We start from the raw sequence: 13,068 nt of genomic DNA on the forward strand, positions 1-13,068 counted from the left end.
GCACTTCAAGGCGTCTAGCCCGGGAAGGGCGCGGGATGTGAGTGAGGGTTGGTGGTTTGGGCGCCGGATGTGAGAGAGGGTTGGTGGGAAGGGCGCCGGATGTGAGAGAGCGTGGGTTCAGTGCCAAGATGGGACAGTGACTTCTGAATCAATGGCGACTTCCGGCACCACACCTTCCGGCGATGGCTCCTCTCTTGGGCCCACAGGGGAGTCTTTGCAGCGCAGCAGCGAGCTCACCCGCTACCGATTGGCTCCAAACCCGGGACCGATGAGCCTGGACGGCACTAACTCCTATGTCATTGGCGCCCCGGATTCTCCCGACATCGCGGTGGTGGACCCGGGTCCTGAAGACGAACATCACTTGGCCGTGCTGGCATCGGCGGGCGTTGTGGAGGTGGTCCTCATTACGCATCGGCATGCTGACCACACTGAGGCATCAGCGCGGTTCCATCAGATCACCGGGGCACCGGTGCGTGCTGCGTTGCCGGAACATTGCCATGGCGGCGAGCCGCTGATGGACGGCGAGGTCCTGATGGCGGGTGGCGTGGAAATCCGCGTGGTGACAACCCCTGGTCATACGTCCGACTCCCTCTGTTTCCATCTTCCGGATGACGGCCCCACCGGTTCCGTTCTCACCGGGGACACCATTCTGGGCAGGGGAACCACCGTGCTGGATTACCCTGACGGCCGATTAGGCGACTACCTTTCAAGCTTGGACAAGCTGGAAGCGATGGGGCCGGCAACTCTGCTGCCCGCCCATGGGCCTGTGCTCCCGGCTTTGGACGAGAAGTGCCGCGAGTATCGTGATCACCGTGAGCAGCGGCTCGATCACATCAGGGCCGCGCTGGACCACCTGGGGCAGGACGCCTCGATTCCAGCGGTCACCGATGCCGTTTATCCCGACGTCGACCCATCCGTCAGGTGGGCTGCGGAGACTTCCGTGGCAGCCCAGTTGGATTACCTCCGAAGCTAGAGGCGGACTGTAGGCTTGAACCCATGCGTATCGCCCGGTTTGTAGTTGATTCTGATCCCCTTTATGGCGTTGTTGAAGGCGAGCCCGGCAGTGAGGAAATCACTGTCATCAACGGCGACCCCTTCTTTAATGGTGTTGAGCGTACCCACGTGAAGCACAAGCTCGAGGACGTGAGGCTCCTCGCTCCGATCATTCCCCGAAGCAAGGTCATCGGTGTAGGCCGGAATTTCGCAGAGCACGCTGCCGAACTCGGCAACGAGGTTCCCCAGCAACCATTGCTGTTCCTGAAGCCCAACACCTCGGTGATCGGCCCCAACGATCCCATCATCCTTCCTGAGTTCTCGGAGGAAGTTTCCTTCGAAGCTGAGCTGTGCGTGGTGATCGGCCGGATCTGCAAGGACGTTCCCGAGGACCGTGCGGACGACGTCATCTTCGGCTACACCTGCGGCAACGACCTCACCGCCCGCGATGTCCAGAAGACAGACCTTCAATGGGCGCGTGCCAAGGGATTCGACACCTCCGCGCCGCTTGGTCCGTGGATCGAAACCGAACTGGACCACGAGGACCTGTCCATCCAGGGCCGCCTCAACGGCGAACTCCGCCAAGATGGCAGCACCAACCAGATGATCCGGGGTGTACGCGAGCTTGTCTCGATCGTTTCGCACGCATTCACCCTTCTTCCGGGCGACGTCATCATGACCGGCACCCCCGCCGGCGTAGGCCTGGTCAGTGAGGGCGACCGGTTCGAGGTGGAGATCGAGGGCATCGGCCGGCTCTCCAACCCGGTGGTCCGCCGCTAGGCATCACGCAAAACGCCAGACCCCGACGGCGGTACGCGCCTTTCGCACGAAAGACGCGTACCGCCGTCGGGCTTTCCCGGCCGGGAAACCGAAGCGGCGCCAAGCGGTAAAGTTGGAACCACTATGACTACTGCTTCTGCGTCGAACGCTGCCTCCAGCGCCATTCCTGCCGTCAACGCCGAGACTCCGGTCCGCGTCCGTTTCTGCCCGTCGCCTACGGGTACACCGCACGTTGGCCTGATCCGCACCGCCCTGTTCAACTGGGCCTATGCACGCCACACCGGCGGCAAGCTGATCTTCCGCATCGAGGACACAGATTCGGCCCGTGACAGTGAAGAGAGCTACCACCAGTTGCTGGACGCCCTGAAATGGCTCGGCATCAACTGGGATGAGGGTGTAGAGGTTGGCGGACCGCACGAGCCGTACCGGCAGTCGCAGCGAGGCGAGATTTACCAGGACGTCATCGCCAAGCTCAAAGCCGGGGGACACGTTTACGAGTCCTACTCGACGCCGGATGAGATTGAGGCCCGTCACAAGGCCGCCGGTCGCGACCCGAAGTTGGGTTATGACGGCTTCGACCGCCACCTGACGGATGAGCAGCTGGCACAGTTCAAGGCCGAGGGCCGCGAAGCCGTGCTCCGCCTCCGCATGCCGGACGAGGACCTGACCTTCAACGATCTGGTCCGCGGAGAGATTACGTTCAAGGCGGGTTCGGTTCCGGACTTTGCTGTTGTCCGCGCCAACGGTGCCCCGCTTTACACACTGGTGAACCCCGTGGACGACGCTCTCATGGGAATCACCCACGTCCTTCGTGGCGAGGACCTGCTGAGCTCCACTCCGCGTCAGATTGCGCTGTATCGCGCCCTCTATGCGATTGGCGTCGCCGAGTACATGCCGGAGTTCGGCCACCTGCCCTACGTCATGGGTCAGGGCAACAAAAAGCTTTCCAAGCGTGACCCCGAGTCCAGCCTGTTCCTGCACCGTGAACGTGGCTTCATCCCTGAGGGCCTGCTCAACTACCTGTCCCTGCTGGGCTGGTCCCTCAGCGCTGACGAGGACATCTTCACGGTGGAGCAGCTCGTAGCCAACTTCGACATCCACGATGTCCTGGGCAACCCTGCGCGCTTCGATATCAAGAAGGCTGAGGCCATCAATGGAACCCACGTGCGGATGCTCGCACCGGAGGACTTCAAGGAACGCTTGGTTCCCTACCTCCGTGCTGCAGGTTTCGTAGGGGAAATCCTCACTCCGCGTCAGGAGGAGATCCTCGCCGAGGCGGCGCCTCTGGTCCAGGAACGCATCACCCTCCTGGGCGAAGCTCCCGAGATGCTGGCCTTCCTGTTCAAGGCCGATGACGCCGTTGATGTTGCCGACGATGCCCGCAAGGGCCTTCCGGAGAACCTGGAGGAAGTACTCGATGCGGCCTTGGCTGCCTTGGAACCGATTGGGGAGTGGTCCGCGGAGAACATTCAGACCGCGCTCAAGCAGGCTCTGGTTGAGGATCTTGGCATCAAGCCGCGGGCAGCATTCGGGCCCGTGCGCACGGCCATTTCCGGACGCCGCATTTCTCCGCCGCTGTTCGAGTCGATGGTGATCCTCGGCAAGGATTCCTCGCTCGCTCGTGTCCGCGCCTTCCGCGGCTAGAGGCAGAAGCAGTCATGGCTATCTCCAGCTCGTTCGGAACTGTCCGCGGCGTCCTCTTCGACATTGATGACACCCTGGTGGACCTTGAGTACGCCATGACAACGGCACTGCGCGATGTCAGCGAACATCTCCTGCCCGGCCTGGATCAGGCCGGGTGGGCGAAGTTCGGACGTATCTTCACGCACGAGACCACGCACTTTTACGACCGCTACCTGGCCGGGGAGCTGACTTTCAATGAGCAGCGGCTCCTGCGGGGCAGGGCTGCTTTGGGACACTTTGGCGTGGAGCTTCAGGACGGCGAGGAATCCCAAGCCTGGGTAGCCGAGTACCATCAACGCCAGACGGCGTATGTGCGGGCTTTTGACGACGTTGAAGGCGTACTCGACGCCCTCGATGCCGCAGGGATTCCCTACGGCGCCGTGAGCAACAACGTGCATGATTACCAGCGGGCCAAGCTGGACGGTGCAGACCTGTCAAGGATCAAGGTCCTGGTGGGTACGGACACGGTGGGCGTGCCAAAGCCGGATCCGGCGATCTACCTCGAAGGTGTGCGTCTGCTGGGCACGGTGCCGGGAGAGACGTTGTATGTGGGCGACAACAGGTTGCTCGATGCCGACGGTGCAACGGCGGCGGGCCTGATCGGCGTTTGGCTCAACAGGACGGGAGAAGTGGTGGAAGAGTTCACCGGGCGCCAGGTGGACTCTCTGTCCCGGCTGCTGGTAACAGCTCCTGCTGCGGCGTGAGAATGGTGTGATGCAGGTAACGGCTTTCCGATTTGTGCAGGTGGCCAGACTCCGGTAGAGTCATTACTCGTGCTGAGGGGCACGGAGGGAAAAGCTGAGGGAAACCAAAGCGCTGAACTCCGGTCCGAAAGTCACTTTGGGATATGGTGTAATTGGCAACACTACGGTTTCTGGTACCGTCATTCTAGGTTCGAGTCCTGGTATCCCAGCTCTGAAAATCCGCGTGAATACGCCGGAAATTCAGAACCTCCAAGTCGCTGAAGCGATTTGGAGAGAAGCTGAAAGTATGAAATACTCATTCAGCTTGATCGCCGGAAACGGTGACAAAAAAGTGCAAGGCCCCATCGTATAGCGGCCTAGTACGCCGCCCTCTCACGGCGGTAACGCGGGTTCGAATCCCGCTGGGGTCACAGACAAATCCCCCGGAACCACGGTTCCGGGGGATTTCTTTTTTCCTTGGTTTTATCCTCTGTGCCTGCGGCGCCGCTCCTGTGACGGGGATTGGGCTGGCATGATGATGCTGTGACCGCAAATGATGATGAGGCAAGACCCCGGGCTACCCCAGCTGCCTCGGGCGCGGCAGCCGCCGTCGAGACCCTGGTAGCTGCCCGCACTGAACTTGCGGCCACAACCCTTCCGCTCGCCGTGCCGGAGGTTCGGGAGGCCCGTCAGTGGATCCGTGAGTCCCTGGCCCAGCTCGACGATTATGTGATTCCCCGCTACCGCAGCCTCGACGCTCCGCTACTGGCAGTCGTAGGCGGTTCCACCGGGGCGGGGAAGTCAACGCTGGTTAACGCGCTGATCGGCTATCCGGTGACGCGTGCCGGCGCTATCAGGCCCACCACCCGCCAACCCATCCTCCTGCATCATCCGTTGGACGCTGAGTGGTTTGAAGGCCACCGGATCCTTCCGGGCCTGGACCGTATCCGCGGAACCGTGTCAGCGAGCCCGCTGCCGGCCCATCAGGCGGGTGCCGCTCCCGACGCGCAGGCCATCACGTCATTGGTACTGGTGGGACACGAGGCAGTGCCGCAGGGAATCGCGCTCCTGGATGCGCCCGACGTCGACTCCATCTCCGATGACAACCGCAGGCTCGCCGGTCAGCTTCTTGCCGCCGCCGACCTTTGGGTGTTTGTCACCACAGCAAACCGCTACGCCGACGCCGTGCCCTGGCGGCTGCTCTTGGACGCAGCTTCGAGGGACATCACCGTAGCTGTGGTGCTGGACCGTGTGCCCGTCGCCGCGGAAGAAGAGGTCAGGACTGACCTCCAGGCAATGCTGGATCGGCAAGGCTTGGGTGAGGCGGAGCTTTTTGTCGTTCCGGAGAGTGCCTTGAATGGGCTGGGGATGCTCCCGGAGGAATCCGTGATTCCCCTGCGTCAGTGGCTGGGCGCTTTGGCAGCCAATGCAGCCGGCCGGGCAGAGGTCGCCAGACGCACGCTTAATGGCGCCGTCAAAGCAGTCAGCGTCCGTTTGGAGGGAATCGCGGAGGCCGCTGCCGTCCAGGACACCGCTGCGCACAATCTCCGGGCAGCCTGCGTTGCAGAGTACGAGCAGGCGCTCCAACGTATTCTTGAGGCCACCAGAGACGGAGCATTGCTCCGCGGCGAGGTATTGGCGCGATGGCAGGACTTCGTAGGTACGGGAGAGTTCTTCCGTGCGCTCGAGCAGAATATCGGCAGGATGCGGGACCGCGTAGGAGCGTTCTTCCGTGGCGAACCCGCTCCTGCTGTGAAAGTTGAGACCGCCATTGAGACCGGCTTGCAGGCGGTGATCCTGGACGAAGCCGCGAACGCAGCCGAAAACGTGGACAGGCGGTGGCGTTCGGACATGGCTGGTCGGGAACTCCTTGGCACTGAGGATCTTTCGGGAACCAGCGAGGGGTTTGACGCGAAGGCCGCAGCGGCTATTCGATCCTGGCAGGAAGGGCTGATGGAGATGATCCGTACCCAGGGCCAGGGCAAGCGAACCCAGGCACGGTGGCTATCCTTGGGCGTCAACGGGCTTGGCGCCGCGCTCATGGTGGTGGTGTTCTCCATGACTGCCGGTCTGAGCGGCTTGGAGATCGGCATTGCCGGCGGAACGGCCGTTGTTGGCCAGAAGCTGCTCGAAGCGGTGTTCGGTGAGGACGCAGTACGTCGACTGGCCCAGCAGGCAAGGGACGATCTGCATACTCAGTGCCAACGGCTCCTTGACGATGAGAGGGAGCGGTTCCTTGGCCGCCTCGAGGCAGCACTTCCTGGATCTGGAGTTGACCTCGCCCGGCATGCTCAAGCATTGCGCGGCTTGGCAGGGGTCGCATGAGCCGGCACAGCCAGGTTCGCGAATCGTCCCGGTTGCAGCGCAGGCTTGAATCGCTCAATGCCGCACGGGAGCTGGCCGAGGGCGTCCTCCCGGATCCGGAGTTGCAATCCGTCTACGAGGTCCTGGAGCGTGCCACCTCGCGGCGGTCACTCTCGGCCGATCACACCGTGGTGGGATTCTTCGGAGCGACAGGCAGCGGAAAATCCTCCCTGTTCAATGCTGTTTCGGACAGTCGGCTGGCAACTGCCACCGCGCGGCGTCCCACAACGTCAGCACCTTTGGCGGGCATTTGGGGAGAGCAAGGCAGCGGGCCGTTGCTCGACTGGCTGGATGTCAAAGAGCGGCACACGCTGCCGCCAGTTCCAGGTCTCGCGGACGAACACACCGGCCTGGTGCTGCTGGACCTACCGGACTTCGATTCCACCAAGGTGGAAAACCGGGAGATCGTCCAACGGATGGTGGGCATGGTTGACGTCCTGGTGTGGGTCTTGGACCCACAAAAGTACGCCGACGCCGCAGTGCATAATGACTTTCTCCGCCCCATGGCCTCCCACGGTGCAGTCACGCTGGTTGTCCTGAACCAGGTGGACAAACTCAGTGCTGCCGACGCCTCTGCGGTGATGGAGTCTTTGGAAGCTATCCTGGCGCGGGACGGACTGGGGAAAGTTCGGGTCCTCAGTGCCTCAGCACTGACTGGCGACGGCGTCCAAGCCCTCCGCAGTGCCATCAGGAAGGTGGTGGTCCAACGGGAGGCAACCACAGAACGCTTGGCGGCGGACGTTGCAAAGGCGGCCGGGGAACTCGCCCGCGCCTCCGGCGAAGGCGAAGCCCGGGGCGTCAAGGTAGGTACGAAAGCCCGCCTGGCGTCTGAATTGTCGACGGCGGCAAATGTACCGGTGGTGGTGGACGCCGTTCAGCGATCTTTCCAAAGAGAGTCCGCCAAGAGGACGGGGTGGCCTGTCACCCGCTGGCTCTTGCGTTTCCGGCCCGACCCGCTCCGGCGGTTGAACCTTGGCAGGGATGACACCAGGCCGGAGCTGAACAGGACATCGCTGCCACCTGCAGGCGCACCCGAGCGGGCACGCACGGATGCGGCCGTCAGGGATTTTGCCGACGACGCCTCGACGGGTGCCCCGGGTCCTTGGCGCGCAGCCATCCGCAGCGCGGCAAGGGACGGGCGGGAGGAGCTGCCCGACGCCTTGGACCAAGCGATTGCAGGCACTGACCTCTTGGCGGGCAAACGTCCCCTGTGGTGGCTTCTTTTCAATACCCTCCAATGGATCGCGCTTGTGCTCGCAGCAGGGGGCCTGGGCTGGCTGGGTGTGTTGGCCGTGCTCGGCTACTTCCAAATGCCGGTGCCTGAGGTGCCTCGAACAGAAGGGTGGCCGTGGCCAACCCTGATGGTTGCCGGGGGAGTGTCGCTGGGAATTGCCCTTGCCATCACCGGGAGGATTCTTGGTGGATGGGCCGCTCGGGTTAGGGCGTCGAAGGCAGGGAAACGGTTGAAAGCTGCCGTGGCGGCGGTTGCCGAGAAGCGGATTGTAGAGCCCGTCGAGGTGGAAATTACCCGCTTGAAGGCGTTCAACGCAGCCCTCAAGGCCGCACGTTCCGGCTAGAGGGCCGCGGCTGCGTCCCTGACTTTGATGAGTGTTCTCAAGTTCCGGGTAGTGGTGCCGGCTTTGTAGCGTGCCTTGGCGGAGAGCTTGCTGAAAGGGCTGTCCAGCGTGCCGCCAGCCGGTGCCAGCCAAGCGGAGGCCTCTGGGCCAAGGCGCACTTGTTCTACGCCGCCCAGGTTTTCGCCTGCTTCAAAGAGTTCGTCGAGCATTGCGGTGTCCGAGGCGAGAGTGATGTAACTGTGCGTGGATTTGTCGTCGGCCGGGTATGGGCACGCGTCCACCAGTTCGCTGACCCGCGCGGCGGTGAGGACCACCACCCAGGCGTCGTATCCGAAGGTTTCCCGCAAGCACTTTTCGAACTGCGCTTTGACGAACTTTGGGCTGAGGTCACTCTGAAGCACCACGTTTCCGCTGGCCAGGAGCGTTTTGACCTTGGTGAACGGGTAGTCCTTCAGGGCTGCGGAGAGATCGGCCATCTTGATGTTGATGCCGCCCACGTTGATGCCGCGCAGAAAGACGGCGTAGCTTTCCATGGCTAGTCGTTGTTCTTCCTGAGGGCCTCGGTCAGTACCCTGGCGGCGTTACAGACCACTTCGGCGTGCAGCCTGCCCGGCTGGCGGGTGAGTCGCTCAATAGGACCGGAAATCGATACTGCGGCAATGACCCTTCCGGAGGGTCCGCGCACGGGGGCCGAAACCGAGGCGACCCCAGGTTCGCGTTCGCCGAGGCTCTGACCCCAGCCCCGGCGTCGTACTCCTGCCAGGACGGTAGGCGTAAAGCGGGCGTTTTGCAGCCCCTCAAGGAGGCGGTCATGGTCTTCCCATGCCAGCAGTACTTGGGCGGCGGAGCCGGCCTTCATGGACAGCTGGGTGCCGACGGGAATGGTGTCGCGAAGGCCGATAGGGCGTTCCGCCGACGCCACGCAGACACGCCAGTCGCCTTGGCGGCGGAAAATCTGCGCGCTTTCGCCCGTGGCGTCGCGGAGCTGAATGAGAACGGGACCGGCGGAGGCGATGAGCCGGTCTTCACCGGCAGCGGATGCGAGTTCCACCAGCCGGCTGCCCAGGACGAAGCGCCCTTGAATGTCGCGGCTTACCAGGCGGTGGTGAACCAGGGCCAGCGCGAGCCGGTGAACTGTGGGCCGGGCAAGGCCTGTGGCCGCCACGAGCTGCGCGAGAGTGGTGGGCCCGGCCTCAAGGGCATCGAGTACTTGGGCCGCTTTATCAATGACACCGACTCCACTAGAATTGTCCATGTAATGATATTGCCGTCTCAATATCTGAGATGCAAGTTGTTTCGCTGGCCTATTTTGACGCCGGGCTGCTTCAGTGGAACAAGAACATGCAACAAGCCAATCGCAGTGAAGGGAGCAAGGCCGTGGGAAAGACACTGGCCGAGAAGGTCTGGGACGCGCACATAGTGCGCAAAGGTGAAGGCGAAGGAGCCAATGCCCAGCCCGACCTTCTCTTCATCGACCTGCACCTTGTCCATGAAGTAACGTCCCCGCAGGCATTTGAAGGCCTGCGCCTGGCCGGCCGGCCTTTGCGCCGGGTAGACCTCACGATTGCCACCGAGGACCACAACACTCCCACGCTGGACATCGACAAACCAATTGCGGACCTGACCAGCCGTACCCAGATTGAAACCCTCCGCGCAAACTGCAAGGAATTCGGCGTCCGCTTGCACTCCCTCGGTGACAAGGAACAGGGAATCGTGCACGTAGTGGGTCCGCAGCTGGGCCTGACTCAGCCGGGTATGACCGTGGTTTGCGGCGACTCGCACACCTCAACCCACGGGGCCTTCGGGGCGTTGGCCATGGGCATCGGCACGTCCGAGGTGGAGCACGTCATGGCCACCCAGACCCTGTCCTTGAAGCCGTTCAAAACCATGGCCATCAACGTTGAAGGTACCCTGCGCCCCGGCGTCACCGCCAAGGACATCATCCTGGCCGTCATCGCCAAGATCGGCACCGGCGGCGGTCAGGGATACGTCCTGGAATACCGTGGCTCCGCCATTCGTGCGCTGTCCATGGACGCCCGCATGACCATCTGCAACATGTCCATCGAAGCCGGCGCCCGCGCCGGTATGGTGGCTCCGGACCAGACCACCTACGACTACATGCAGGGCCGCCCCCACGCCCCCGAAGGCGCCGACTGGGATGCCGCCGTCGAGTACTGGAACACGTTGAACACGGACGCCGACGCGACCTTCGACGTCGAAGTTGACCTCGACGCTGACACCCTGGAGCCGTTCGTGACCTGGGGAACCAACCCGGGCCAAGGCGTCTCGCTGTCCGCCAAGGTGCCTTCGCCCGAGGACTTCGGTGATGAGAATGCCAAGGCAGCCGCTGAGCGCGCACTGCAGTACATGGGCCTGGAGGCCGGCACTCCCATGAAGGACATCCGTGTGGATACGGTCTTCCTGGGTTCCTGCACCAATTCCCGGATTGAAGACCTGCGCGCTGCTGCAGACATCATCCGTGGCCGTGAAAAGGACCCCAACATTCGCATGCTGGTGGTTCCCGGATCAGCCCGTGTCCGGCTCGAAGCCGAAGCAGAGGGCCTGGACAAGGTCTTCAAGGACTTTGGCGCTGAATGGCGTTTTGCTGGTTGTTCCATGTGCTTGGGCATGAACCCGGACCAGTTGGAGCCGGGGGAGCGTTGCGCCTCAACATCCAACCGCAACTTCGAGGGACGCCAAGGTAAGGGCGGCCGCACGCACTTGGTCTCGCCGGTGGTGGCCGCCGCCACGGCGGTCCGAGGCACGCTGAGCTCGCCGTCGGACCTCGAGTCCGCTGCCGCAGGCACACTGACCGGAACCGCAGTCTAGGAGGATCCCATGGAAGCATTCACTACCCACACCGGCATCGGCGTTCCCCTGCGCCAGAGCAACGTGGACACGGACCAGATCATCCCCGCTGTGTACCTTAAGCGCATCACCCGGACAGGGTTTGAGGACGCGCTGTTCGCCGCCTGGCGGAAAGACGAGTCCTTCATCCTGAACCAAGCCCCGTTCAGCGCAGGCTCCGTCCTGGTGGCCGGCCCCGATTTCGGTACGGGGTCATCCCGCGAACACGCCGTCTGGGCGTTGAAGGATTACGGCTTCAAAGCTGTTCTGTCATCACGTTTCGCAGACATCTTCCGCGGAAACTCCGGAAAGCAGGGGTTGCTGGCGGCGCAGGTAGCCCAGGACGACATTGAGTTGATCTGGAAGGTCCTGGAAAACCACCCCGGTACCGAAGTCAAGGTGGACCTGGTCTCCAAGACGGTTGAGTGCGGCAATGTAGTGGCGCCGTTCGAGATTGACGACTACACCCGGTGGCGCCTGCTGGAAGGCCTCGACGACATCGGCCTGACCCTTCAGCATGAGGCAGACATCACGGCGTACGAGGCCACGCGCCCGTCTTTCAAGCCGAAGACGCTGCCAGCGAAGGTTCAAGCCCAGTAGCCTCAGCTGTGAGGTCGCAAGCTTGCGGATAACGGACCGGCGGGCCCCTTTGGGAGGGCCGGCCGGTCCTTTTTCGTCGGTGTGCTTCAGGGGCCTGATCGGCGGGCCGTTGGGCGGTTCCATTTCGGATCGGTAAAGCGAGCTTCTATGCTTAGCTGGAGCCTTTGTAAGTTTGGGGGGCGAGTAGTCGTGAGGAAACCGGTATAGATGAGTAGTGTTCTGACAATCCGCGGTGGCGTCCCGTTAACCGGACGAGTGACCGTTCGCGGTGCCAAGAACCTGGTGCCCAAGGCCATGGTGGCGGCGTTGCTGGGCAGCGAGCCATCGGTGCTGAGGAATGTGCCGGAAATCAAGGACGTAGAGGTAGTCACCAGCCTGCTGCAGCTGCATGGCGTGACCGTCGTTAAGGATCCGGTTTCGGGCGACCTCACCTTGGATCCCAAGGATGCGAAGACGGCCTCCAGCACAGCAATTGATGCACACGCGGGCGATTCAAGGATTCCCATCCTGCTGTGCGGACCCCTGATCCATGCCATCGGCGAGGCATTCATCCCGGATCTGGGTGGCTGCAAGATCGGCGACAGGCCCATCGACTACCACCTGAACGTTTTGCGGCAGTTCGGTGCCGTGGTGGAAAAGCGCCCCGGTGGCATCCACATCTCTGCCCCGAACGGCCTTCACGGAGCCAAAATTTCCCTGCCATACCCCTCGGTTGGGGCCACCGAGCAGGTGCTGCTGAGTGCAACGCGTGCGGAGGGCATCACCGAACTCATTGGCGCGGCCACGGAACCGGAGATCATCGATCTCATAGCTGTCCTGCAGAAAATGGGCGCCATCATCAGCGTCCAGACGGACCGGACCATCCGGATCGAAGGCGTCAAGGACCTGCGTGGATACAACCACCGCGCACTCCCGGACCGCAACGAGTCCGCGTCCTGGGCTTCGGCTGCTTTGGTGACCCGGGGCGACATCTATGTTGAGGGCGCTTCGCAGCGGGACATGATGACCTTCCTCAATACCTACCGCAAAGTGGGCGGTGGCATGGACATTGGCGATGACGGCATCCGCTTCTACCATCAGGGCGGCAAACTCTCCCCGCTCGTCCTGGAGACGGACGTCCACCCCGGATTCATGACGGACTGGCAGCAGCCGTTGGTGGTTGCCCTCACGCAGGCCGAGGGCGTCTCAATCGTCCACGAGACGGTCTACGAGAACCGGTTCGGATTCACCGAAGCCCTTGCGCGAATGGGTGCGAACATTCAGGTACACCGTGAGTGCCTGGGCAGTGTTCCCTGCCGGTTCGGACAGCGGAACTTCCTCCACTCAGCAGTCATTTCAGGTCCCACTCCACTCAGGGGCACCGATATTGACATCCCTGATCTCCGGGGCGGTTTCAGCCACCTCATCGCAGCGCTTGCTGCTACGGGAACTTCACGGGTTACGGGCATCGACATCATCAATCGCGGCTATGAGCGCTTCACCGAGAAGTTGGCCGGCCTGGGCGCCGATTTCGATATCACCACCACCAAGTAGCGGGGGCT

General features: G+C 62.6%; 11 protein-coding genes and 2 tRNA genes. 11 read left to right on the top strand and 2 right to left on the bottom strand.

Going from position 1 to position 13,068, the window contains the following annotated elements:
• Window positions 1-151 precede the first annotated feature (151 nt).
• The 8 genes from EU811_RS12535 to EU811_RS12570 all read left to right on the top strand — a co-directional run bounded on the left by EU811_RS12535 (window position 152) and on the right by EU811_RS12570 (window position 8,080).
• Window positions 152-973: an MBL fold metallo-hydrolase gene (locus EU811_RS12535; RefSeq protein ID WP_142938907.1), complete on the top strand. Its 822-nt coding sequence runs from the start codon at window positions 152-154 to the stop codon at window positions 971-973.
• Between the two features lie 23 nt (window positions 974-996).
• Complete coding sequence (locus tag EU811_RS12540; RefSeq protein ID WP_011775161.1) at window positions 997-1,773, top strand: fumarylacetoacetate hydrolase family protein; 777 nt, start codon at window positions 997-999, stop codon at window positions 1,771-1,773.
• A 123-nt stretch (window positions 1,774-1,896) separates the two neighbouring features.
• Window positions 1,897-3,417 (top strand): glutamate--tRNA ligase, encoded by a 1,521-nt coding sequence (gene gltX, locus EU811_RS12545; RefSeq protein ID WP_142938736.1) that lies wholly within the window; start codon window positions 1,897-1,899, stop codon window positions 3,415-3,417.
• A 14-nt stretch (window positions 3,418-3,431) separates the two neighbouring features.
• Window positions 3,432-4,160 carry an HAD family hydrolase gene (locus tag EU811_RS12550; protein WP_142938737.1) on the top strand — a complete coding sequence of 243 codons (729 nt, stop codon included), beginning with the start codon at window positions 3,432-3,434 and terminating at the stop codon, window positions 4,158-4,160.
• Window positions 4,161-4,297: 137 nt separating this feature from the next.
• Window positions 4,298-4,369: transfer RNA gene (locus EU811_RS12555), tRNA-Gln, on the top strand.
• 128 nt (window positions 4,370-4,497) lie between these two features.
• Window positions 4,498-4,570 (top strand) — tRNA-Glu (locus EU811_RS12560).
• Window positions 4,571-4,682: 112 nt separating this feature from the next.
• Complete coding sequence (locus EU811_RS12565) at window positions 4,683-6,464, top strand: dynamin family protein (protein ID WP_142938738.1); 1,782 nt, start codon at window positions 4,683-4,685, stop codon at window positions 6,462-6,464.
• Window positions 6,461-8,080 (top strand): GTPase, encoded by a 1,620-nt coding sequence (locus tag EU811_RS12570; RefSeq protein WP_142938739.1) that lies wholly within the window; start codon window positions 6,461-6,463, stop codon window positions 8,078-8,080. Before EU811_RS12565 ends, EU811_RS12570 begins: the two co-directional genes overlap by 4 nt.
• On the opposite strand, the gene EU811_RS12575 is transcribed toward EU811_RS12570, so the two are convergent.
• Together EU811_RS12575 and EU811_RS12580 are read right to left on the bottom strand one after the other, a co-directional pair.
• Window positions 8,077-8,613: a DUF1697 domain-containing protein gene (locus EU811_RS12575; protein WP_142938740.1), complete on the bottom strand. Its 537-nt coding sequence runs from the start codon at window positions 8,611-8,613 to the stop codon at window positions 8,077-8,079. The genes EU811_RS12570 and EU811_RS12575 overlap by 4 nt on opposite strands.
• Window positions 8,614-8,615: 2 nt before the next feature.
• Entirely contained in the window at window positions 8,616-9,335 is a 720-nt protein-coding gene (locus tag EU811_RS12580) for an IclR family transcriptional regulator (RefSeq protein ID WP_014922101.1), read from the bottom strand.
• 122 nt (window positions 9,336-9,457) lie between these two features.
• Between EU811_RS12580 and leuC the strand changes: the two genes are divergently transcribed.
• The 3 genes from leuC (at window position 9,458) to murA (ending at window position 13,060) form a co-directional block, all read left to right on the top strand.
• On the top strand, window positions 9,458-10,909 hold the full coding sequence (leuC, locus tag EU811_RS12585) for a 3-isopropylmalate dehydratase large subunit (RefSeq protein ID WP_142938908.1): 1,452 nt from the start codon (window positions 9,458-9,460) through the stop codon (window positions 10,907-10,909).
• 9 nt (window positions 10,910-10,918) lie between these two features.
• Complete coding sequence (gene leuD, locus EU811_RS12590; RefSeq protein ID WP_142938741.1) at window positions 10,919-11,527, top strand: 3-isopropylmalate dehydratase small subunit; 609 nt, start codon at window positions 10,919-10,921, stop codon at window positions 11,525-11,527.
• Between the two features lie 207 nt (window positions 11,528-11,734).
• The gene (gene murA, locus EU811_RS12595) at window positions 11,735-13,060 is read left to right on the top strand and encodes a UDP-N-acetylglucosamine 1-carboxyvinyltransferase (RefSeq protein ID WP_091468167.1); all 1,326 of its coding nucleotides are present in this window, start codon (window positions 11,735-11,737) and stop codon (window positions 13,058-13,060) included.
• The last annotated feature ends 8 nt before the right edge of the window (window positions 13,061-13,068 follow it).

It is taken from the genome of Arthrobacter sp. TS-15, assembly GCF_006964045.1.
GTDB lineage: Bacteria > Actinomycetota > Actinomycetes > Actinomycetales > Micrococcaceae > Arthrobacter.